The organism is Chitinophaga parva, assembly GCF_003071345.1.
Lineage (GTDB): Bacteria > Bacteroidota > Bacteroidia > Chitinophagales > Chitinophagaceae > Chitinophaga > Chitinophaga parva.
Genome location: NZ_QCYK01000002.1, coordinates 1,567,980 through 1,591,694, shown reverse-complemented (window position 1 = coordinate 1,591,694; position 23,715 = coordinate 1,567,980). Strand labels below are relative to the sequence as shown.

15 protein-coding genes are annotated in these 23,715 nt (G+C 54.1%); 6 read left to right on the top strand and 9 right to left on the bottom strand.

What is annotated here, in order from left to right; all coding sequences use genetic code 11:
- Window positions 1-147: 147 nt before the first annotated feature.
- The 7 genes from DCC81_RS16790 to DCC81_RS16760 all read right to left on the bottom strand — a co-directional run bounded on the left by DCC81_RS16790 (window position 148) and on the right by DCC81_RS16760 (window position 17,964).
- Complete coding sequence (locus DCC81_RS16790) at window positions 148-6,273, bottom strand: HAMP domain-containing protein (RefSeq protein WP_108688290.1); 6,126 nt, start codon at window positions 6,271-6,273, stop codon at window positions 148-150.
- 239 nt (window positions 6,274-6,512) lie between these two features.
- Window positions 6,513-7,517 (bottom strand): polysaccharide deacetylase family protein, encoded by a 1,005-nt coding sequence (locus tag DCC81_RS16785; protein ID WP_108687743.1) that lies wholly within the window; start codon window positions 7,515-7,517, stop codon window positions 6,513-6,515.
- A gap of 135 nt (window positions 7,518-7,652) precedes the next feature.
- Window positions 7,653-10,112, bottom strand: coding sequence for a glutaminase family protein (locus tag DCC81_RS16780; RefSeq protein WP_108687742.1), 2,460 nt, complete (start codon window positions 10,110-10,112; stop codon window positions 7,653-7,655).
- 99 nt (window positions 10,113-10,211) lie between these two features.
- Window positions 10,212-10,925 carry a DUF3823 domain-containing protein gene (locus DCC81_RS16775; RefSeq protein WP_108687741.1) on the bottom strand — a complete coding sequence of 238 codons (714 nt, stop codon included), beginning with the start codon at window positions 10,923-10,925 and terminating at the stop codon, window positions 10,212-10,214.
- 15 nt (window positions 10,926-10,940) lie between these two features.
- The gene (locus DCC81_RS16770; RefSeq protein ID WP_108687740.1) at window positions 10,941-12,875 is read right to left on the bottom strand and encodes a RagB/SusD family nutrient uptake outer membrane protein; all 1,935 of its coding nucleotides are present in this window, start codon (window positions 12,873-12,875) and stop codon (window positions 10,941-10,943) included.
- A 13-nt stretch (window positions 12,876-12,888) separates the two neighbouring features.
- Window positions 12,889-16,314 (bottom strand): SusC/RagA family TonB-linked outer membrane protein, encoded by a 3,426-nt coding sequence (locus DCC81_RS16765; RefSeq protein WP_108687739.1) that lies wholly within the window; start codon window positions 16,312-16,314, stop codon window positions 12,889-12,891.
- Window positions 16,315-16,842: 528 nt separating this feature from the next.
- Window positions 16,843-17,964, bottom strand: coding sequence for a FecR family protein (locus DCC81_RS16760; protein ID WP_108687738.1), 1,122 nt, complete (start codon window positions 17,962-17,964; stop codon window positions 16,843-16,845).
- Between the two features lie 105 nt (window positions 17,965-18,069).
- Here DCC81_RS16760 and bla point away from each other — a divergent pair, with 105 nt between their 5' ends.
- Window positions 18,070-18,816 carry a subclass B1 metallo-beta-lactamase gene (gene bla / locus DCC81_RS16755; protein WP_108687737.1) on the top strand — a complete coding sequence of 249 codons (747 nt, stop codon included), beginning with the start codon at window positions 18,070-18,072 and terminating at the stop codon, window positions 18,814-18,816.
- A 39-nt stretch (window positions 18,817-18,855) separates the two neighbouring features.
- Here bla and DCC81_RS16750 read toward each other — a convergent pair whose 3' ends face one another.
- Together DCC81_RS16750 and DCC81_RS16745 are read right to left on the bottom strand one after the other, a co-directional pair.
- Entirely contained in the window at window positions 18,856-19,401 is a 546-nt protein-coding gene (locus tag DCC81_RS16750; RefSeq protein WP_108687736.1) for an RNA polymerase sigma factor, read from the bottom strand.
- A 186-nt stretch (window positions 19,402-19,587) separates the two neighbouring features.
- The gene (locus DCC81_RS16745; RefSeq protein ID WP_108687735.1) at window positions 19,588-19,773 is read right to left on the bottom strand and encodes a hypothetical protein; all 186 of its coding nucleotides are present in this window, start codon (window positions 19,771-19,773) and stop codon (window positions 19,588-19,590) included.
- 112 nt (window positions 19,774-19,885) lie between these two features.
- Between DCC81_RS16745 and DCC81_RS16740 the strand changes: the two genes are divergently transcribed.
- The 5 genes from DCC81_RS16740 (at window position 19,886) to DCC81_RS16720 (ending at window position 23,674) form a co-directional block, all read left to right on the top strand.
- Window positions 19,886-20,389, top strand: coding sequence for a YdeI/OmpD-associated family protein (locus tag DCC81_RS16740; RefSeq protein WP_108687734.1), 504 nt, complete (start codon window positions 19,886-19,888; stop codon window positions 20,387-20,389).
- Between the two features lie 29 nt (window positions 20,390-20,418).
- Window positions 20,419-20,739: a hypothetical protein gene (locus DCC81_RS16735; RefSeq protein ID WP_108687733.1), complete on the top strand. Its 321-nt coding sequence runs from the start codon at window positions 20,419-20,421 to the stop codon at window positions 20,737-20,739.
- Between the two features lie 142 nt (window positions 20,740-20,881).
- Entirely contained in the window at window positions 20,882-21,361 is a 480-nt protein-coding gene (locus tag DCC81_RS16730; protein ID WP_108687732.1) for a hypothetical protein, read from the top strand.
- Window positions 21,362-21,566: 205 nt separating this feature from the next.
- Complete coding sequence (locus tag DCC81_RS16725) at window positions 21,567-22,445, top strand: OmpA family protein (RefSeq protein ID WP_108687731.1); 879 nt, start codon at window positions 21,567-21,569, stop codon at window positions 22,443-22,445.
- 458 nt (window positions 22,446-22,903) lie between these two features.
- A complete protein-coding gene (locus DCC81_RS16720; protein WP_108687730.1) occupies window positions 22,904-23,674 on the top strand; it encodes a DNA-formamidopyrimidine glycosylase family protein in 771 nt (256 codons plus the stop codon).
- Window positions 23,675-23,715 lie beyond the last annotated feature (41 nt).

Here is a 23,715-nt window from a genome sequence, read left to right as displayed (position 1 = left end):
TGCTGTATTTATATACGATTTTTTATAATATTTCAAAAAGCAGCTTCATTTTACCTCAAAATCCGTACCCGGATGCCATGCCGGCGGCCAGCCAGTTTGCGCCGCAGGCGCGTACACTGTACGTTGTACGTTGTACGTTGTACGATTTTATTTATACAGCCACACCCGCATCAGCGACAGCAACTGGTCTATCTTCACCGGCTTGGTGATGTAGTCAGAGGCCCCGGCTTCAATGCATTTCTCACGGTCGCCTTTCATGGCTTTGGCGGTTACGGCTATGATGGGCAGGTGGGCGTTCTTGTGCTCCCGGCGGATCTTCTGCGTGGTTTCATAACCATCCATTTCCGGCATCATAATATCCATCAGCACCATGTCCACGTGCTTGTTCTCATTGAGGATATTGATGGCTTCCTGGCCGCTTTCCGCGGTGATGGTATTAATTTGATAGCGCTCAAAGGCCGTGGTAAGGGCAAAGAGGTTGCGCACATCATCATCCACCACCAGTATGTTTTTGCCGGTCAGCACATCTTCCTGGCTGCGCAGGTTTTCAATCACCTTTTGTTTTTCCGGCAGCAGGTCTTTGTGGTCAATGTGCAGGTGCATAATGGTTTCTTCCAGCAGGCGGTCCAGGGAGTTCACATCCTTGAGCAGTACTTTGTTGGCATACTGTTTCAGCAATGTTTTTTCGCGGGGCGAAAATTCCTTGGCGGAATATACCAACAGGGGTGTCATCTGCATTTTCTTGATGGAGTTGATCTCCGTGATGAAATCCATTCCGCCAATATCGGGCAGCATGTAATCCACGTTAATGCAGTCAAAGTCCTGGCTGCGCAGGTGGTCCAGGCCTTCCCGGCCATTGTTTGCCAGGGTTATTTCTATCCGGTCCCCGTTGTCCAGCATGCGCAGGATCTGGGAAGAATCCAGTTCATTGTCTTCCACGATGAGCAGGCGTTTGGTCTTGCGCTCAAAGAAGCTCACAATGTCAGAAAAGAGCACATCCAGGGCCTCGTTCTTCAACGGCTTCTGGTGGAAGCTGCGGGCCCCGCGCTGCATGGCCAGGGCACGGTTTTCCTCACCGGAGATCAGGTGCACGGGAATGTGGCGGAAATTAATATCATTCTTGAACAGGTCCAGTATCCTCCAGCCGCTGGCATCCGGCAGTTTTACATCCAGCGTTACGGCAATGGGGCTGTATTTGTTCGTGAGCTCAAACACATCGCCAAAGGCAGTGGCTACCACCACTTTCAGGCCATGCTCATGCGCGGCCTCTATCATGATCTTGGCAAAGCGCAGGTCGTCCTCCACGATGAGCACCACCTTGTCGTGGCTCATAATGTTGTTGCGGTCATCACCGGTTTCGTTGATGATCTCATTGAGCCCTTCCAGGTCTTTGGCATCATTCACTTTTACGGTAGGCACGCTCTGGATGGCCAGTTCATCACTTTCCGCCAGGCGGTATTCACTGGCGGTAAGGCTGGTCTTGGCCGCAGGCGCGGCTTTCACCTTCTCCGTTTTAAGTATGCCAGGGTTGTAGTCCAGGGGCAGGAACAAGGTGAAGGTACTGCCTACACCGGGCTCACTTTCCAGTTCTATGCTACCGCCCAGCAGGTCTGCCAGGCCACGGCTGATGGAGAGGCCCAGGCCCGTGCCACCGTACTTGCGGGAGGTAGAACCTTCCGCCTGCTGGAAGGCTTCAAAGATGATGTTTTGCTTGTCACGGGAAATGCCAATACCCGTATCCTTGATCTCGAAGGCCACTACACGGGCCGCCGCATCCAGCGTGTGCGAACCGGATTTCCAGTTATGCTGCGCTTCGTATATGCGTAACCGTACCCCGCCTTTTTCGGTGAACTTGAACGCGTTTGATAACAGGTTCTTGAGGATCTGGTTGAGGCGCTGGATGTCTGTTTCCAGGCTTACCGGCAGGCGCTCGTCCAGGTCTATGCTGAAGCGCAGGTTCTTGTTCTCCGAAATATGTTTGAAGGTGGTTTCCACGAAAGAGGTGATCTCGTGGAAGCGTACGCTGATAAAGTCTGTAGAGATGTAGCCGGACTCGATCTTGGACAGGTCCAGGATATCGTTGATCAATTGGATCAGGTCATCCCCGCAACTGTGGATGGTCTTTGCGTAACGCACCTGCTTTTCCGTAAGGTTGCCTTCCCGGTTTTCAAACAGCTGCTGTGCAAGGATGAGGAGTGAGTTAAGCGGCGTACGCAGCTCGTGCGACATATTGGCGAGGAACTCGGATTTGTACTTGGAAGTAAGCTGCAGCTGTTCCGCTTTTTCTTCGATGGCCAGGCGCGCTTCTTCCACTTCCTTGTTCTTGTGCTCCACTTCTTCTTTTTGCTTCACCAGCAGGTGGGCCTTGTCCTGCAGCTCTTCGTTGGTGCGGCGCAGCTCCTCCGTGAGCGACTGGGATTGCGCCAGCAGGCCTTCCGTACGGGAGTTGGCCTCCAGCGTGTTCAACACGATGCCGATACTTTCCGTGAGCTGGCTTAAGAAGTCAGAGTGGATCTCAGAGAAGGGCTCAAAAGAGGCCAGTTCAATCACCGCCTTGATCTCTTTTTCAAACAATACCGGCAGGATGATGAGGTTCATGGGCGAAGCATCGCCTATGCCGGAGCTGATGCGCACATAATCACGCGGCACATTGGTGAGCAGGATCTTTTCCTTGTCCACCGCGCACTGGCCTACCAGGCCTTGTCCCAGCTCGTATTCACGGTTGATATTCAGGTCCCCGTTAAATGCATAAGCGGAGAAAAGTTTCAGTTTTTTGTTCTGCTGGTTTTCATCCTGCTCCAGGATGTACACCATCCCCATTTGCGCATTCACTACCTGCGCCAGTTCAGACAGGATACGGCGGGTTACCGTGTTCAGGTCTTTCTGGCCCTGCAGCATCTGGGTGAATTTCGCCAGGTTGGATTTCAGCCAGTCCTGCTCCTGGTTTACCAGCGTAGTGGCCTTCAGGTTAGCGATCATCTGGTTAATGGTATCCTTCAGTTCTTCCACTTCCCCTTTCGCATCCACACGGATCATCTGGGTAAGGTCTCCTTTCGTTACCGCGGATGCTACTTCAGAAATGGCGCGCACCTGCGTGGTAAGGTTCTCTGCCAGCTGGTTCACGTTTTCCGTCAGGTTTTTCCAGATACCGGATGCGCCGGGCACAGAGGCTTGTCCGCCCAAACGCCCTTCCACACCCACTTCGCGGGCCACGGTGGTCACCTGGTCTGCAAACAGTGCCAGCGTATCGATCATTTCATTGATGGTCTCTGTAAGCTGCGCCACTTCCCCGCGCGATACGATGGAGAGCTTCTGCTTCAGGTTACCGGTAGCCACCGCGGTCACCACTTTGGCAATGCCGCGCACCTGGTTGGTGAGGTTAGAGGCCATCATGTTCACAGAGTCTGTAAGGTCTTTCCAGGTACCGGCCACGCCCTGCACTTCCGCCTGGCCACCCAGCTTACCTTCCGTGCCCACTTCACGTGCCACGCGCGTTACTTCATAGGCAAAGGAGTTCAGCTGGTCCACCATGGTATTGATGGTATTTTTCAGGTCAAAGATCTCACCCTTTACGTCGATGGTCACTTTCTTGGACAGGTCGCCGGAAGCCACGGCCTTGGTCACTTCCGCAATGTTGCGCACCTGGGAGGTCAGGTTGCCCGTCATCTGGTTTACGGAGTCCGTCAGGTCTTTCCAGGTACCGGCCACACCGGGTACAAACGCCTGGCCACCCAGCTTACCGTCCGTACCTACTTCACGCGCCACGCGCGTTACTTCCGATGCAAAGGCGCGCAGCTGGTCCACCATCGTGTTCAGCGTTTCCTTCAGCTGGAGGATCTCCCCGCGGGTATCCACGGTGATCTTCTTGGACATATCACCGTTGGCCACCGCAATGGCCACTTCCGCAATGTTACGCACCTGCGCGGTCAGGTTGCTGGCCATCTGGTTCACAGAATCCGTAAGGTCTTTCCAGGTACCGCCTACACCGGGCACAAACGCCTGGCCGCCCAGCTTACCATCCGTACCTACTTCGCGCGCCACGCGCGTTACTTCCGACGCAAAAGCGCGCAGCTGTTCCACCATCGTGTTGATGGTGTTCTTCAATTCCAGGATCTCCCCTTTTACGTCCACCTCGATCTTACGGGAAAGGTCCCCGTTGGCCACTGCGGTGGTTACTTCCGCAATGTTGCGCACCTGGGAGGTCAGGTTGCTCGCCATTTTATTTACAGAATCCGTAAGGTCTTTCCAGAGGCCTTCCACGCCGGGCACAGAGGCCTGGCCGCCCAGCTTTCCTTCAGAGCCTACTTCACGCGCCACGCGCGTTACTTCAGAGCCAAATGCGTTGAGCTGGTCCACCATCGTGTTGATGGTGTTTTTCAATTCGGAGATCTCGCCTTTTACATCCACCGTGATCTTGCGCGACAGGTCGCCCTTGGCCACGGCGGTGGTCACTTCCGCAATGTTGCGCACCTGCGCTGTAAGGTTGCTGGCCATCTGGTTTACAGAGTCCGTGAGGTCTTTCCAGGTGCCACCTACGCCCTGCACCTTGGCCTGGCCGCCCAGTTTACCTTCTGTACCTACTTCCAGCGCCACACGCGTTACTTCCGATGCAAAAGAGTTCAGCTGGTCCACCATCGTGTTGATGGTTTTCTTCAGTTCCAGGATCTCCCCTTCCACGTTCACCGTGATCTTCTTGGAAAGGTCGCCCAGGGCTACAGCGGTGGTCACTTCCGCAATGTTGCGTACCTGCGCTGTAAGGTTGCTGGCCATCTGGTTTACCGAGTCCGTGAGGTCTTTCCAGGTACCGCCTACGCCCTGCACCTTGGCCTGGCCGCCCAGCTTTCCTTCCGTACCTACTTCCAGCGCCACGCGCGTTACTTCCGATGCAAAAGAGTTCAGCTGGTCCACCATCGTGTTGATGGTGTTTTTCAATTCGGAGATCTCGCCTTTTACATCCACCGTGATCTTGCGCGAGAGGTCACCGCGCGCCACGGCGGTGGTCACCTCTGCAATATTACGCACCTGTGCCGTGAGGTTGCTGGCCATCTGGTTCACAGAGTCTGTCAAATCTTTCCACACACCGCCCACGCCTTTTACCGTGGCCTGGCCGCCCAGCTTCCCTTCAGAGCCTACTTCACGCGCCACGCGCGTTACTTCCGCGGAGAAGGAGTTCAGCTGGTCCACCATGGTGTTGATGGTGTTCTTCAATTCCAGGATCTCCCCTTTTACGTCCACCGTGATCTTGCGGGAGAGGTCGCCGCGGGCCACGGCAGTGGTCACTTCTGCAATATTGCGTACCTGGCCGGTCAGGTTGGAGGCCATCTGGTTTACAGAGTCCGTGAGGTCTTTCCAGGTGCCGGCCACGCCTTTTACTTCGGCCTGGCCACCCAGCTTCCCTTCCGTACCTACTTCACGCGCCACGCGCGTTACTTCGGAGGAGAAAGAGTTCAGCTGGTCCACCATGGTATTGATGGTATTTTTCAGTTCCAGGATCTCACCCTGTACATCTACCGTAATTTTCTTGGAAAGGTCGCCTTTGGCCACGGCGGTGGTCACTTCTGCAATGTTGCGCACCTGGGCGGTGAGGTTGCCCGCCATCTGGTTTACAGAGTCTGTCAGGTCTTTCCACACACCGCCTACGCCCTTTACCGTAGCCTGGCCGCCCAGCTTCCCTTCAGAGCCCACTTCGCGCGCCACGCGTGTCACTTCCATGGAAAAGAGGTTCAGCTGTTTCACCATGTCATTCACTTCCGTGGCAATGCGCGCAAACTCCCCTTCCAGCACGTGCTCCCCTATTTTCAGGGGCATTTCCTGGGAGAGGTTTCCTTTGGCCACGGAGCTGATCACGTGGGCTATTTCAATGGTGGGATGCACCAGGTCGGAAATAAGGCTGTTGATGGAATCTGCACCGTTGCTCCAGGCGCCGCGGGCCTGGCGGGGCAGCTCTACGCGGTGGTTCAGCTTTCCCTGCTTCCCAATGATGTTGCGGGCCGTGGTGAGCTCCAGCATCAGGTTCTCATTGAGGGTGATGATCTCGTTAAGCGTATCACAGATCTTACCGGAAAGGCCTACCTGGTCTATGGGCATGCGCACGCCGAAGTTGCCGTTTTTCACTTCACTGAGCACGCGCAGTAATGTGCGCTGGTCCAGGAAGTCAGGTTCAAAGGATGGGTCTGTTGCAGGGACAGCGGGCAGGGAAAGGGGTCCCGCTACCGTATTGGTTTCCAGGCCGATATGGTCAGCGGCCTTGTTGGTCCTTTTTCGGGTGCTCATATGCATGATTAATGTATACACAACGTACGTAAAAACCGGAAAAAAATAAAGGGGTTTTACATCCGGTGCCCGGCCTTCTGCCAGGAAAGTGGAGCATGGGGTACACAACGTATTTCTTTTCAGCACAAAACAAACAAGGTTTGCCATATTGCCCGGATAGGGATGGGCGGGAATATCATGTAAAAGCCGCAGCCGCACCGGGATTGCCGGCCGGCTGCGGCCATGCCGGAGCGGTCCTGCTAGCGGTACACCTGCTCGCGGATGGTATGGGCATCGGCCAGGGCAAAACGGGCAATGGCATCTTTCCGCATAAAGGTAACGCCGGGATGTTTGGCCGCATAAGCCAGGAACTCCCGCAGTACCTGCACCATAGCAGGGGTACCTCCTATACGGTCATGCGTGCTCACGGACATCATGCGGCGGCGCTGTGCAGACTCCGCATACAGCTGGTCAAATTCATCCTTGAGCTGCTGGCGGAAATCAGCGGTAGAAAAGTAACGCCCTTCTACCTGCTGTATATCGTTATTGCGCAGCGTGTAAGGTACCACCGCAAAGTCTCTCCCATTCACAGGGATAATGAAAGGCTCATCCCGGCTCAGGTCATCAATATGATACAGGAAGCCCAGCTCCTGCAGTATTTTCACGGTATGTTCCCCGCGGCGCAGCCAGTTGGCATTATAGCCCAGGGGCTGCTGGCCGGTCACCTCCAGGATGGCGTCTGCGCCGGCTTTGATGAAAGCCTTTTCTGCCGCATAGTCCAGGTTATACTGGGAGGTCCAGCTCATCCCGTGGGCAGCGGCTTCGTGGCCCCGTTGTACAATCTCTTTGGCCAGCGACGGGTTATTAAGGACAGCCTGCCCTATCATATGGGAGGTCACTTTTACCCCAAACGCATCCCAGAGCTCCAGCAGGCGGGGAATGCCTTCGCGGTAGCCATACTGGAACCAGGTTTTTGCCGGCAGGTCCACGTAACCTTTTTGCAAGGTGGGCGGAAAGGGGCTGTCCGCACCGGTTTCCGGTTCTCCACCGGCTTCAAACTGCATGGAAATGGAAATGGGCATGCGGATACCGTCCGGCCAGCACCCACCGCCTGCGGCATGGGTGGCTGGCTGGGACAGGGAGGGAATGGCCGCGGGCCCAGATAAGGGACTACCACCTTTCCACGGAAGCCCCAGGGCAGTACCGGCAAGGGAAAGGTTGCGCAGAAAACGGCGGCGGTCCTGCCCGGATGTTGCATTTGTCATAGTGTTACTTTTTTAACACGAAGGTGGCCCATTGCCGCCCACGGAAAATGGTACATTCCTGCGGAATAGTGGTAAAAAAAATCGCCCGCAGCAAGCTGCAGGCGATCGTGGATACTACAATATCAATAAAGGTAATTACCTGTTCTTCATGTATTCCTTGAACACTTCCATGAAATAACCACCTACCACGCTGCGGGCCTGGAAGCCCACCTGGCGGCCGTCTTCCGTCTCATGCCAGTCGGACAGCGGTACACGGGAGGGTGTTTCGGTGATGTATTTATACAGGGGGTCTGTAAAGGTTTTGAAGTCCTCCTGGTTGTCTGTCAGCGATGCAGTCCAGCAGATCCAGTCAGACTTGGTGTAGCCCTTGCGGCTGTCCAATGGCAGGCCATACTTTTGCTGCTTTGTTTTGTAATAAGCCAGCTCCTTGTCATATACAGACTGGGGGAAGAGGTGCAGGTGCAGCACCTTGTCCCATACCATGTTGTATTTCTGGCTCCAGGTGTTCTTATCGTTGAAGGTAAGGCCGTAGTGGTCACCGGCGTCGGCCAGTTCCATCCACTTCTTCACCATGGCTTCTGTTTTGGCGCGGTATACGGCAGCCGTATCGGTTTTGCCCAGGGCCTTGGCCATGTCTGCATAGCATCCCAGTGCCACGATGGCTTTCACAGAGAGGTTGGCATTGCGCGCCAGGTGGCCGGCAAAGTCGTCGGTGCACAACTGGTTGGCAGGGTCCAGGCCTTCCCGGTCCAGGTAATGGGCCCAGGTGCTGAGGGTGTTCCAGTGTTTGGCTGCATATTCCTTGTCGCCGCTGGCGCGTACAATGGCATCCGTGAGGATCAGCATATTGCCGGATTCTTCTACCGGCATGCCTTCTCCATATACCTGCCCGTTTGCCAGGGGATAGGTGCCCAGGTCATGCGCAGCATAGTCGCGGTGGTAAAGGCCACTCTTTTCAGAGAAGTAGAAGATGCCATTCAGCATGCCCTTCATCAGCTCCGGATTGTAAGTGAGATAGAGCGGTGCGGAAGGATAAGTTACGTCTACCGTATTGATACAGCCGTTAGAGAAATTTTCTTTGGACAGGAAGAGGATCTCTCCTTCCGGTGATCTTACCAGTTTGTGTGCGGAGATGGTCTGGCGGTAGCCCAGCACGCACAGGCGCGCATAGTCTTCGCCCCCCACTTTGGCGGCATCTTCATGAATGCGGGCATTGGTTGCCTCGCACTTATCCATGATGGATCTATAGTCTTTTGCAGCAGCAGCCATTTGTGTTTCAATGGTCTGGCCAGCCTGCAGTTTCCACCAGGCTTTCAGGTTGGTCTTGAAATACTGGATGGCGTCAATATCATCATACGCCACCAGCATGAATTTTTCCACCGGCGTGGCACCTACCTTGCCCAGGGGCACGATGGTGTTGAGGCTCAGGGAGCGGCCTTGTGTGGCCGTGGTCTTAGGCACGCGGGCGCTGGCAAAACTGGCACTGCCGTCTGCTCCGGGCGTAATGTATTGTACTGCATGTTCACCCTGGGGGGTGGCCACAAAAACATAGCCCCAGTCAATGCGCAGATCGTCCCCTTTCTTTTTCAGGATGGGTTGTTCCAAGCTACCGGCTTTCAGGATAGAAAGGCCGTTGCTGGCGTATTGCTTGGTGGTAACCGGTTGCGCCGGCACATTCACGGCCAGGTCTGTGGAGGCACCCAGGTATACCTGCACATCGTGGCTGGCACCGTCCGTGCTTTGGGCGGTCCAGGTGAGGTAAGATACCGGGCGCGATACCATGTTCAGGTCATCGAGAAACAGTGGGGAAGAAAACTTCAGCTGCACTTCCACCGGCCCGCAGGCCAGGTCGTAAATGGTTTGGGTGGCGTGGATGATAACACTCCGCTGCTGGGCCACCTGCACACCGGCAGTGGCTTTGGGCTGGATCTCTTCTACCAGGCCTGCATCCAGCATGGCGCCGCCTACGTTGTTGCGTACGTGGATGGCCATTACATTTTTACCCGTGCGCATTTTCTCCACTACTTCCGCCGGTATTTTGAAATAGCCGTACTTGGTCAGCCAGCCTTTAAGGTGGTATACTTCCTCCCCGTTGATGTACACTTCTGCGTCATCATCGTGGTTCAGTTTCAGCAGCAGGTTTTTGAAAGATCTGTCTGCAAGGGTAAAGGTGCGGCGCATCCAGATATCGTGGGTTTCCCAGGCGGTACCCTGGCCGCTGTTGGTCCAGGGCGCCTTGCCGGTTTTCCAGGACGCGTCGTTAAAGCCGGGCTGTTCCCAGCCGGTGGCGGGTTTATCAAAGGTGTATTGGGCAGAGAAATTACCGTCTTCCGCAGAAGGCAGGTACACTTTGTAAGCGGTGGCATCGTGGCCCAGTACGCGATAGGTTTTCCCATCCACTTTCACCATGCCGGTGAGGGATTGGGTGGCGCCGGTCCAGTGGTGAGTGGGGGCGCTGCTGGCAGTGTCGGTATTAGACCATACACTGAAATAAGGATCGTGCGTGATCAGCGGGTAAGCCGGGGCCCTGAATTCCTGGGCGCTAGCGGCCATGCCACCAAGCAGCAAAGCAATGATTCCGATTTGTTTTTTCATGACATGCAAATGGTTAATTATAAACCCGGGCGCGAAAGACACGCCCGGGTGAGAAACTGGCAGTAAGATAGGCATTCGCCTTTAAGTGTAAAAGATACGCTACAGATTAATTTTCTCTGCCTGGGAGTACAGCATATCATCCACACCGGCAATCTTCACCCCTATGCGGGCAAAGGCGGCGGTATGGCCCTGGTACTGGGATGCCGGCACCTTGATCTTCATGTTGAAGTTCTGCAGGCTGGTAAGGCTTCCCCCGTCCACGGAAGTAGCCGCCACGTTGTACTGCAGGTCGGAGATCACCTGTGCATTTTCCAGGAGGTACACCTTTTCAATACCTTTTACCAGGGCCGGGTCCTTTACGATGGTGTCCAGGCTGAAAGTAGCGGTAATGCTGCTATCCGCGGCAGAAAAGGCAAACTTGGCATTGCGGATCATGTAGTAAGGCATTACTTCAAAATCCTGGGATTTGCTGCCGGATAAAGTGATGGTAGTGGTATCACCATAATGCCCGCCGGGCGGCAGGTACGGGCCCTGGCCGGTGGGGAAGTCCATGCGGTAAGTGCCGTCATACAATTTAGCGGAGAAGCTGCCATCCTGCGCAATGTACACATTGATGGGGGTCAGCTTGCCGTAGCCGGACTGCCACAGTTCAAAGTATACGTTACCGTTGCCCTGTTGCACGCCGATCGGTTCGCCCTGGTAGGTGATATGCCCGGTAAAGTCGGTGCCCGGCGCGGTGTAGTTATCTTTTTTGCAGGCGGCCGCTCCCAAAAGAAGGAGCAGGCCTGCGCTATATAAAAAGGATTTTTTCATGACCAATTGTTCGGTTTACTGGTTAGGATTCTTGACGATCTTAGGATTGTTATTCAGGATATCCTGGGAAATGGCGGAGTAGTAGTTACCCATGCGGAAGTTGTGCGCTTCCGTTACACGGGAAGGCTTCACCACCTTGTACAGCCATTTGCCATCATTGGCAGTGCCCGGGCTGAAGTAGCGGTAGGGCCACAGGCCATATACCTGGGTGTTGATGCGTTTTGCGTTAGACAGGTCGCTTACCACATCTGTAGCAGTCATTTTCTGGCCGTTCCATACCACGTCTGCAATGCGCCAGCGTTTCATATCGTAAAACTCATGCCCTTCAAAGGCCAGTTCCACCTTACGTTCGTGCACAATGCGGTCGAAAGTAACATCCGCTGCAGTGAGCGGTGTTTTAAAGCCTGCACGGGCGCGCACCTGGCTGAGGTAATCCGCTGCTACCGCGGGCTGGCCCAGTTCAAATGCAGCTTCCGCGGCATTCAACAATACTTCTGCATAACGGAAACGGATCCACCATACTTCACTCTGGGTACCAATACGGCCGGAACCCACTGAAGGGTCCATGTATTTGCGGATGAAGAAGCCGGTCTGTGTGGCCAGTTCTATACCATCCAGCGGTCCATCCACGCCTACTACTTCACGCTCACCCTTGCCATCAATGTCTTTCGTATCGCCAAACTTGGTACCGCTCACAATGCTGCCATCGGGCCTCACCCAGCCGGCAAGAATATCCGTGGTGAACCCTTTGAACGATGCACCGGGAACGATCACTGTGCCTTCCAGGCGGGCATCGCGGCCGGCAAAGATATCCTGCGGCTTGTCATACAGTTTAGGTGTGCCGTCTGTATTGGTAATAGCCGGCGGGGCAAAGGTGTTGTCCAGTTTTTCAAAGATCGCTACCAGGTTCAGGGAGGGGTTCAGGCGGCCCCCCTGCTGCTCTTCCTGGGAAGTACGGGGAGAGTTGGAAAGGGTCCAGCCTTCCACCTTGCCGCTTTTCAGTTTATAATCCTTCGCGAAGATGGTCTCCGGACTGGATTTGTCTGTGAATACGCTGGCAAAGTTATCTGACAGGTCGTCTGACTTCTTGGTATACAAAGAATAGGTGTTCAGGCCAATGAGTTCCTGCGCGGCTTTCAATGCTTTCTGGTAATAACCGTCTGCCATGGATGCAGGGATACCGGTTTCACCACCGGGCAGCATGGCCGCTGCCTTGGTAGCACCAAATTTGGCAATGGAACCGGCATAGAGTGCGGCGCGGCATTCCATCGCCAGCGCGGCGCCTTTGCTGGCGCGGGAGCGGTCGTTCAGGTCATTGGGCAGGGAATCCTTGATGGCTTCCAGCTCGCTGATCACGAAATCGTATACTTCAGATTCCTTGTTGCGTGGGTGCTGCAGGTAGGTAGGATCACCACTGTAATCATAGGTCATCGGAGCCGTGATGATGGGCACACCGCCTACCCGTTTTGCTTCTTCAAAATACACGGCGGCACGCAGGAAACGCGCTTCCGCCATGTAGCGGGTGCGGTCTCCCTGGCCTATCGTGGCAGAAGAATCCTTGGAGATGAACAGGTTCAGGTCACGCAGGTAGTTGTAGTCCCAGTAAGTGCTGTACGGGCCATTGCTGTAGCCCAGCTGCGGGTAGAAATAATCCAGGTTCGCGTTCTGTACACGGTAGTACTGGCCTGCTTCTGAAGGGAATGCCTCATCAAAGTTGGCAAACTCCGCCCAGTTCTCCAGCGATTGCGCGGTGGCGTTGTTGCTCTGGGTATTGTAATCCGGGTAGCGGTCATACAGGTCGGCCAGTACGGAAAGTACCAGGTCCGAATGCGCCCACACCTGGTCATCCGTAAGAATATTGGAGGGGGAATGCTGCAGGAAGTCTGCATCACTCTTACAAGCGCTCCAGCAAAGCGCGCCACCTATCAGGATATATGCTAATTTCTTCATCGTTTGTCTGCTTTTAGAAGGAAAGATTAACGCCCACGTTCACGAATTTGCTCTGCGGATAAGTAAGACCGTTGTCGTCATAGATCTCCGCATCCACGCCATACTGGTGGGTGTTGTCAAGAGAGAACAGGTTATTGGTGTTCACATAAATGCGTGCCTTGGAGATCTTGGTGCGTTCCAGGAGACCTTTGGTCAGGGAGTAGCCCAGCTCCAGCGTACGGCAGCGCAGGTAGTGCACATTCACCAGCCAGAAAGTGGAGCTCTTGTTATAATCGCTGTGGCCTCCATCGTTAAAGCGCATGGCAGGATACTTACCGGCTATCCATTTGCTGTTCGGGTCAAACGGATCTTCGTGGTGCCAGTGGCTGTCGTAGAAAATGCGTTGCAGCGCACCCCCATTCTGGAAGGGCCAGCGCATTTCCCAGTTGCGGTTAAAGGAATACATGGCACCGCCGGAGAAGTTCATGTTCAGGTCAAAGCCCTTGTAAGCAAAGCTGAAGTTCAGGCCAAAGTTCACAATGGGCGTTTTACCGGTACCATAGCCAATGGGGCGGGTATCCTGGTTGTCGATCACCCCATCACCATTGATATCCTTGTAGATCAGGTCACCGGGCAGCAGGGTCCTGTTGTTACTGCCATCAATGTTCACCTTGTAGTTATCGATCTGCTCCTGGCTCTGGAACTGACCAATAGCTTCATAACCCCAGAACAGGTTACTGTTGCGGTGCTCACCGGAGTTGTAGTACTGGTCCAGGTGGCTGCCAAAGCGGGGTTTGTAGGAATCCAGGAACTTCTGGCGTGCGTAAGACACGTTACCACCCACGCTATAGGTAAAGCCATTCTTGCTGTTGCGATAGCTGAGAGACAGTTCACCACCGCGCACCTGGTCGCTGCTCACGTTCTGGTCCGGCAGCCTGTAACCCAGCTCGGAAGGCATCAGCACGTCGTATTTCGGGCCACGGAGGCCGGTACGTTTGCGGTTGAAGTAATCCACGGTAGCCGTCAGTTTATCGTGCAGCAGGGACACATCGGCACCCACGTCAAAGATCTTACTGGTGAACCAGGATACGTTGGTAATGGGTACACCGGTGCTGCGGGCACCTTTCACAGACTGGCCGCCCAGGATCACGGTAGACAGGTAGGTGTTGCTCTGGTAAATGCTCTGCGGCAGGAAACCGTAGTTGTAACCAGGCAGGTAAGCGTAATCCGCCAGCCCTACATCATCATCACCCAGTGAACCGTAAGAAGCACGCAGTTTCAGGTCGCCCAGGGTTTGCTGGCTTACCAGGTTGCGGAACCAGGGCTCTTCTGTAATACGCCAGCCACCGGATACGGAGGGGAAAGTACCCCAGCGGTGGTCCGGTGCAAATTTGTAAGAAGCATCGCGGCGGGCACTGGCTTCAAAGTAGTATTTGTTAGCGTAGTTGTAAGTGAAACGGCCTACATAACCAATACGGTTTTCATACGTATCCTGGTCCGTGTAGGTATCCATGTCGGAGAAGAACACGATGGGCAGTACGTTGTTGGTAGGCACCGCGTGCAGCCAGTTATAAATATGGTGGCGCTCAATCCTTTCATTCAGCGCGGTGGCACCAAACGTGTGCTTGCCGAAGGTACGGTTGTAGTTCAGCTGCAGCTGGGTTACGGGGGAGATCACATACTCATTCGCCCTTTCACGCCAGGGGTTGGAGCTACCGCCAGTCACTTTATAAGTATCAGACCCGGCATCATAAGTATACACATCATAGGTGTATTCATGGCCGTTCATGATCTGGTTTGCATAATAGTAGGAGAACATTCCCTTCAGGGTAAGGCCTTTCAGGGGCAGGTCGTACTCGCCGGTCACGTTGGTCTGCAGTACGCGCCAGTCGCTGTGCCAGTAGCCGGACAGGGTTTTGTTCTGCAGGGCCCAGTTTTCCGTGTTATGGCCAATGTCATTCGGGTACTTGGGGTTGTCATTGGCATACGGTCTTTCCATCGGCGTGTTACGCAGGATGGCAAAGCGCGCTTCCCAATAGTCGTCACCACCTGGAACACCAGGCTGGTCGCGGGTTTCCAGGCGGCCGTTGATCTGCATGCCCAGGCGCAGGCGGTTGCTCACCTTTGCATCGATATTGCTCTGGAAGTTAGCGCGGTCAAAGGTGAACTGGCGGCCCAGTACAGAATACTGTTTCAGGTAAGTGCCGGACACGTAATAGTTAATACGGTCAGAACCACCGGAAGTATTCAGGTTGGCAGAGTACAAAGGCGCATTGGGCTTCACGATGAACTTGTACCAGTCAAAGCTCTTGTAACCGTTTTCGGTGCCTTGTTTCCATTTGGCCAGTTCCTCGCGTGTCATATTGGTAGTGCCGTTCTGGTTAATGTCCGCTTCCACCTTGGCCTCCTGCCATTCATAGGCATTGGTCACCTTGGGGAACCGGCTCCAGTTCTGCCAGCCCGTGTAGGCGTCCACGTTAAAGCGGTTGGGCGCGCCCAGTTTACCGCGCTTGGTGGTCACCACGATCACGCCATTGGCCGCACGCACCCCGTAAATAGCCGCCGAGGCGTCTTTCAGTACAGCAATGCTTTCAATGTCGTTGGGCGACAGGTTGTTGAACTGGCCTGCGTCCTGTTGGATTCCGTCAATTACGTACAGCGGGTTGCCCATGTTACGGATGTTGATGTCCGCGCTGGCGCCGGGGCGGCCGTCGCTCATGCGGAAGGTAACACCGGGGATCTTACCGGCCAGCGTGGTGCTCACCGTAGAACCGCCGTGGGCGTTCTCAATGTCTTTGGAGTTGATCGCAGCAATGGCACCGGTGATGGACGCCTTTTTCTGCTGGCCGTAACCTACTACTACCACATCATTCAGGGAGTTGGCAGAAGCAGTAAGGGATACGTTCAGCGTGGCGCGGCCGGCCAGGGCCACTTCCTGGGAAGTATACCCCACGAAGGAGAACACCAGGGTGGCGTTGTCGTCCTGCACGTTCAGTTTAAAGTGACCGTTTACATCGGTGGTGGTACCATTGGTGGTGCCTTTCACCTTTACGGTCACGCCGGGCAGGCCCATGCCTTTCTCGTCCGTTACCCGGCCGGTCACCGCCACGGCGGCCACCCGGTTGGCAGCGTCATAAGAATAGGTGCGGCTCAGCACGATCTGGTGGCCGGATACCTCGTAGGCCAGTTGCAGGGGCCCCAGGAGGGAATCCAGCACAGCGCCCAGCTGGCGGTCATTTGCCGAGAAATCCACCCTGCGGTCGGAGCCGATCAGGGTAGAGCTATAGAGGAATTTCACCTTGGCCAGTTTGCCAATATCGGCGAGCACTTTGTCCACCGTTTCCTGGCGGGCCGCAAAGGTGATCTTTTTATCGAGCACCTCCTGGGCCTTGCCGGCAGTGGCGAAGGTCACCTGGGTAAAAATTGTAAGCAGCAGTAGCTGATAAATGCTTATTCGCATGATTAGACCTATTAAATCATGGACAGGTAATCGTTTTTTCATAACTTGGAAATGAATCTGGATTAGAAATGAGCAATAACGGGCCTTTCCCATGCAGGCTTGCATGGGTCAAGGTGTAACTGCTCGTGGAAAATCATACCGGTGGTACTGCCATACCGCCGGTTTTTTTTTGCACAAGATCTTAGGTGAGGAATTTCGTCATACGTGGTTTTTTAGACAGCTTGGTTGATAATAATTGTTTCGATTTCGTTTACGGATTCGGACTATGTGTAGTGAGACTGTAATTACTATACTGTTTGCTTCGGACTATGTGGATTAAGTAATAAGATGATGCCGTTTTGTTACCTGTGTTTATGATGACTATACGTTTTGTTACGCCGGACTATACAAACTGCTAGCATGCAGTATACATACTGGTAGTATACTGTTAGCATAGTAAAAGTGTTATTTATTACAGCGGGTTACACCCCGGGTGTACGACAGCTATACCGTTTTGTTACGTGTACTGATATGATAATTTAAACTGTGTTAATTACAACGCTTTCCCCGGATGGTCACCTCGCTCCCGTTAATTTCATAGGGCGCCCCGATGGCCTTACAGATCAGGCGGATCTTTTCCGGCAGCGGTTCATCGCTCAGGAAGGCCGTAAGCCGGCAGTGGCTCAGCTGCGCTTTATCATAATTAATATGAATGCCGTAGGCCTCTTCCAGGGTGGAGAACACTTCCGGGATGGAGGCGTCTTCAAACGTAAGGGGCACCTGCTCTGCAGCAGCGAGTGCGCTGGGCTCCGTTTCCGGGGTGGCCTTGGCCGCTTCTTCCGGTTTTTCCGTGAGCAACAGCTGCCCGTTGGTCAGCGCTGCTTTCTGCCGGGCATTTACTACCAGGCTATGGGTTTCCGCACCGGTGTACAACAGCACTTTACCAGACTTCACCTGCACCTGTACTTCGGGTTTATCATTGGGTGCGGTAACCGAAAAACTGGTGCCCAGCACTTTGACTGCTAACGTAGACGCATATACGACAAAAGGATGCGTGGCCTTTTTCTGGACTTCAAAGAAAGCAGCGCCGGAGAGGTATACCTCGCGCTGGTTCCTGGCGGTAAAATCATCCGCGTAGGTAAGGCGCCCACCCGGCGCCAGCACGGCGGAGCTACCATCCGGCAGGGAAACCCACAGGGGCTTATTGCCTTCATTGCGGGCTTCTGTGCGGTGGTCCGCAGAGAGGCCGGCGCGGCGCAGCAGTACCGCGTAGTTATCCACCTTTGCATGGCGTTGCCACAGCAAAGGCACCACGATGCAACCGGCCAGCACCGCGGCAGCAGCGGCCCACCAGCCATGGCGGCGGGGCTTGCGCTGCAACGGTACCGGCGCGTGGTCCGGCGGGGCCGTGGCGGCCACCACGGCTTCTGCCTGCAATGCACTATTTATCCGGCCCCAGAGCTGGCGTCTTTCCGCCTCTTCGGGGTAATGTATGGGCATACTGGCGGCAGCAAGGATAATGGCGCCGGCCTGCTCTACCACTTCCCGCTGATGGGGATGTGCCTCCAGGAAGGCCGTCCAGTATTGATGTTGCTCTCCATATTTTACCCAGGCCGCAAAACCAGGGTCGGCCAGGAAGGCCGCTATGTCTGACGTGGAATGATCGTGCATGCGGATGAAATAAAGGTCGTTAAATGTATAAAGTACGCTTTAGGTTGTTTTAACTCACCTGGCGCAAAATATTTTTAAATTATTTTTGGGGCCTTAATTTCCGCCATGAAAAAACTGCTCCTCCTCCCCATGTTACTGCTGGCCGGCCACGCCCTGGCCCAGCGGGATTCCGCCACGCTGGTGGAGATATCCCCGTTAAAAGGTCATTCCTATTTATATGTCACCTACGGGAAACCAGACGATAAGACCTGGTACCCGGCCAACAGCCTGTTTGTGCGCACCCCGGCGGGCATTGTATTATTAGACACTCCCTGGGACGATGAGCAGGCAGACACGCTGGTAAACCAGCTGGAGGCCCGCTTTCATGAAAAAGTAGTGGCCTGCATCAGCACCCACTGGCATGCGGACCGCGTAGGGGGCATAAAAGCCCTGGCAGCGCGCGGCATTCCTACTTACGCCAGCGCACAAACCGTGGCACTGTGCGCAGCTAACGGCAAGGCTGCCCCGGCCCACGCTTTTTCCAAAGACACCACTTTCCGCTTTGGCGGTACGCGCATACAAACCTTTTATCCCGGCCCCGGCCACACCACGGATAACATTGTAGTATGGCTGCCGGAGGACCAGGTACTCTTTGCCGGATGCTTTCTCAAAAGCGGCCTGGCTACCAGCATAGGCTATACCGGCGATGCCGACCTGCAGGCCTGGCCGGCTTCCATCCGGAAAACGGAAGCAAAGTTCCCATCGGCCAGGATCATTGTTCCCGGCCACGAAAGCCTGGAGGGCAATCCCTATGAACGCACGTTGGAATTAATAGGCAAGGCGGGTAAGGAAAACGAGAAGAAGAAGGAGTAAGAGACGGAGAAGGTGATCTGGTAAGGGACCTAAATCGATTCAGCAAATGGTCCTTAATTTAAGGACCGCCCGCTGAACGAGATTCCGCACGGACTGCTCATTGATCTGCAGGATGCCCGCAATCTCAGCCCAGGAAAAATCGTCATAAAAGCGCAACCGGATCACCTCCTGCTGGCGAAACGGCAAGGTGGCAATGGCCTGTTGCAGGCGTTTCATCTGCTGCACAGATTCTTCCACCTTGATCATCACATGCTCGGCAGATTCCGTGTGTGGGTCGTGCTGCCCATCTTCCACCCAGAGGGTAGTGCGGGCGTCCGTTTCCCGGAGCCGGACCAAACGGCGGCGCAGGCAGCAGAAGAGATAATATTTAATGGAAGTGGTGTCAGAAAGTTGTTCCCGGGTACGCCACAGATCAGCAAAAACATCCTGGATGGCGTCCTGCACCTGGGCAGCATCCATCACAAAATGATAGCCATAGTTATACAATTCATTGACGAAGCGTTCGTAAATCTCACTCAACGCCTGGGCATCGCTTTGCTTAAACGCTTGCCAAAGGCTCGCTTCCGGCATCGTGGCATAATTCATAACAGCATAACGTGGTAAAAAAGCTAAGTACCAAGCACCAAATGTTTAAACAAGATAGGTAAAAAGGTGGATTATACACCTAATATTTTTTTCTCCCTGCCTGTCAATATTTTAGCCATTGCAACAAAAAGCCGTCCCATATGGATGGAACGGCTTTCAAGGGGAATGGATGTTATTTTTTTGCAGTTAGCGGTGGCGTTCACCATTGCGTTCTACCGGCGTTTTCTTGTTTGTTTTCTTCTGGCCTTTTTCTACTATGATCTTGGCGGTTTCACTTTCCTGTTTTTCACGGGTAAGATCCCGGCTGTAGTCATTGCCCAGCTCTTTACCACCTTGTTGTAAACCCTGGCTGCCGATCGTATTGTCTTTCATAATAAAATAATTTAAGCGTGATGAATGATGGTTTCCTTCAACTATTTTACGAAAACTATGCCACGCAATGCAAGCTCATGGCTAATTACAGCCTTTTTTGTACCTTAACGGCATGATCCGTTTTACCGCTGTCATCCAGCAGTTTGGCGCCATGGGCGAGAAAACCGGCTGGCGTTATATCACGATACCCGCCGCTATGGCGGAGCAACTGCAACCCGGCATGCGCAAATCCTTCCGGGTAAAGGGTAAAGTAGACCAGCACGCCATTGCGCAGGCAGCCCTCCTGCCCATGGGTGAGGGCGACTTCATCCTGCCCCTCAAGGCCGACATCCGTAAGGCCATTGGCAAGGGCACGGGCGCCACAGTGCAGGTACAAATGACCGCGGACGCCACGCCCCAGCAAGTGAATACCTTGCTACTGGAATGCCTGCAGGATGAGCCGGCGGCACTGGCCTTTTTCAACACCTTGCCCCGCTCCCACCAAATGTATTTTTCAAAATGGATAGACAGCGCCAAAACCGAGGCCACGCTGGGCAAACGCATTGCCCAGACGGTAACGGCCATGCTGCACCGGCAAACGTATAACGAAATGATCCGCGCCAACAAACAGGCATAACCGTGCACTGCATACAAACCACTCCTGATATGTCAAGAATTGTAATTGCCTGCTATCGTCCCCTGCCCGGCAAAGCTGCCGAACTGGAGGCCCTGATGCACACACACCTGCCCACGCTAAAAAGTGAACACCTGGTAACAGACCGGCCTTCAATTATGATGAAAGCCGCAGATGGCACCATCATAGAAGTATTTGAATGGATCTCCCAGGCAGCGATAGATGCCGCACACACGAACCCCGCAGTGCTGGCCATGTGGGAAAAATATAGCGCTTGCAGCGAGTATGTGCCTGCGGCCAGCATTGCTGAGACAGGGCAACTGTTTTCCAACTTTGCGCCGTTTGGCAGGTAGTGCGCAATCAGCCGCCTCCGGTACAATAGCGAAAATAGCCCCGCAGTGAATACGGCCACGGATGTAACCGAGGAATCGTGCCAGGCACAAAGCCCTTTTGTGTTTGGCATCGTTTTATGGCGTATGTCTTAAACTGATCCTCATGAGCAAGTTAACGTTATCTGACACCCTCACTATTGCAAGCCTGGGCGTGGTAGCAGGCTCCCGCGCCATGCTGGCACCCACGCTGGTAAGCCGCCACCTGCAAGCGCAGAAAGACAAGAACGAAAAAACAGGTATCTCCCAACCCCGCATCACCAAAGCGGGCATCTGGACCATCCTCTCCGCCGGGGAGCTGATTGGTGACAAGATGCCCCTGGCCCCCGACCGCATAAAACCTTTAGGCCTGATAGGCCGCGGCATTTCAGGCGGACTGGCCGGCGCGCAGGTGGGTAAGCAGTTACAACAAAAGGCATGGGTGGGCGCCTTGATAGGCAGTGCCACTGCGCTGGGTGCCGCTTATTTGTTATGGTATACCCGCACCCGGCTTACAAAGCATACAAAAATACCAGATGGCGTAGCGGGCATAGTGGAAGATGCGCTGATGCTGTGCCTGGGGTACAAAGCGCTGCAGCGCGTGTAGGCATTGCTCCGTTTGGCACCGGCAAAAAAATGGCTTCACGGCAGCATAAACTATACGCCGAGGGGTGAAACCAGCGCGGCTTCCCTAACAAAACGTTAAACCTAAATCCCCTCACCAAATATACATGAATGAATATCAGCCTCTTCCTAAAGTGGCCTGATTTTGGCACTTGTGGGGGCAACGATTTAAACCAAATGCTCTTTGTATGAAACAAATATTCCTACTTCCCCTGTGCGCAGCGTCCCTCCTGCTTTTTTCCTGTGGTACCGGTAAAAAGCTGAAGGCCAGCCAGCAGCAATATGGTGAATTGAGCGGCAAGTACATGCAACTCCAGGAACAGTTGAACCATTGCCAGGAAAACGGTAAAGACTCCAGCGCTGAATTTGCACGCCGCGAGCATGCCTACCAGACACGCATCTCTTCCCTCCAGGAACAACTGGAAGGCCTTAAAGGCAACAACAGCCAGTTGCTTACCCAGTTAAAAGACCTGTCTGTGATCTCTTCTTCCCAGGCAGAAAGCATCAAGAAATCATTGGACAACATCGGTTCCAAAGACTCTTACATCCAGAACCTCCAGTCTGAAATTGCCCGTAAGGACTCCCTGAACATGGCCCTGGTGATGAACCTTAAAGGCGCCATTGGCAACCTGGATGACAAAGACATCAATATCAAAGTGGAAAAAGGCGTAGTGTTCATCGACATTTCCGACAAACTGCTGTTCTCCAGCGGCAGCTACGTGGTAACACCCCGCGCCAAGGAAGTACTGGGTAAAGTGGCCATGGTACTGAACAACCAGCCCAATATCGAGTTCATGGTGGAAGGCCACACCGATAATGTACCCTACCACAATGGCGTACTGCTGGACAACTGGGACCTGAGTGTGAAACGTGCTACCGCGGTAACCCGCATCCTGCAGAACGACTACAAAATGGACCCGGCCCGTATCACCGCCGCCGGCCGCAGTGAGTATGTATCTGTAGCCAGCAACGACACTCCCGAGGGCCGTGCTGCCAACCGCCGCACCCGCATTGTGATCCTGCCACAGCTGGATCAGTTCTTCAAATTGCTCGAAACAAAGCAATAATTGGCTGTTCATACGGCGATTACAGTCGTTTGTCAAAATTTTAAAGGGGCGAGCGTACAATTTCTTAACATTACATCCGTTAAAGGATACCGCCCCTCTAACACCTGATTTTACAGGGCTGCCACACCGGCAGCCCTGTTCTTTTGCCACAGCCTTCCTCAACCCGGGCTTCCTGCTGGCCCGGCATTTGTCTTTTTCCCGTATATAACTTCACAGGCCCTCATCGCATGAAGAAAGTTTTACCGGCGTAGATCGCCTGCCTGATCACCTTTACCATAAATATGCATGCTTGTGGTACCCCGGAGCATGACTACAAGGAAAGATTTGCTATGCCGGAGGCAGGCGGGCCAGGAGGCAGGTCTATGCATTGGTGAATGGTGAGATGGCCGGATTGTTGTAGCATTGCTGCATGGTCTGTTTACCATGCACCCAAACCATTCACCTTTAATCATTCAGTCATGCCGGAACTACCCGATCTGCAAGCATTCAGTCATAACCTGCAAAAGCTCCTGGCAGGTAAGCAGGTAGAAAAAGTAATAGTGCCATCTAAAAAAGCGCACAGCGCTGAAAAGACCATGCAGGAAACACTGCACGGCCAGAAAGTGAGCAAAGTGTACCGCAGTGGCAAGGAACTACGCATTGCCTTTTCAAAGGGAGATGTACTGGGGCTGCACCTCATGCTGCGGGGCCGCCTGCATTTTTCTAACGAAGCACTGCACGAAAAAGGCACCGTACTGGAGCTGCACTTTAAAGACGGCAGCAGCCTGGCCATGACGGATTTTATGGGCGCCGCCCTGCCCACCCTCAATCCTGAAGAACCCGATGTGCCCGATGCGCTGGAGCTTACCCTGGATTACCTGAAAAGCAAGCTGGAAGGCACGCGCAGCAGCATCAAGAACATCCTGCTGGACCAGCACGTGATCCGTGGCATTGGCAATGCATATGCAGATGAGATACTCTGGGACGCGGGCATATCGCCATTTTCCGTGGGTGGCAAAATACCAGCGGATAAGATCAAGGACCTGCAGCACTCCATTAAAACAGTGCTCACCCAATCAGAAAAAACGATCCTCAAAACCCACCCGGACATTATTGCCGGCGAGGTACGGGATTTCTTTAAGATCCACAATGCCAGGCAAACCACCAGCCCTGGCGGCTCAGAAATAGAGATCCAGACCAACGGCGGCCGCAAAACCTACTACACCGCAGAACAAGTGCTGTACAAATAGAAAAGGCTACAAACCCGGGAGATCCGGCTACATTTTTACCT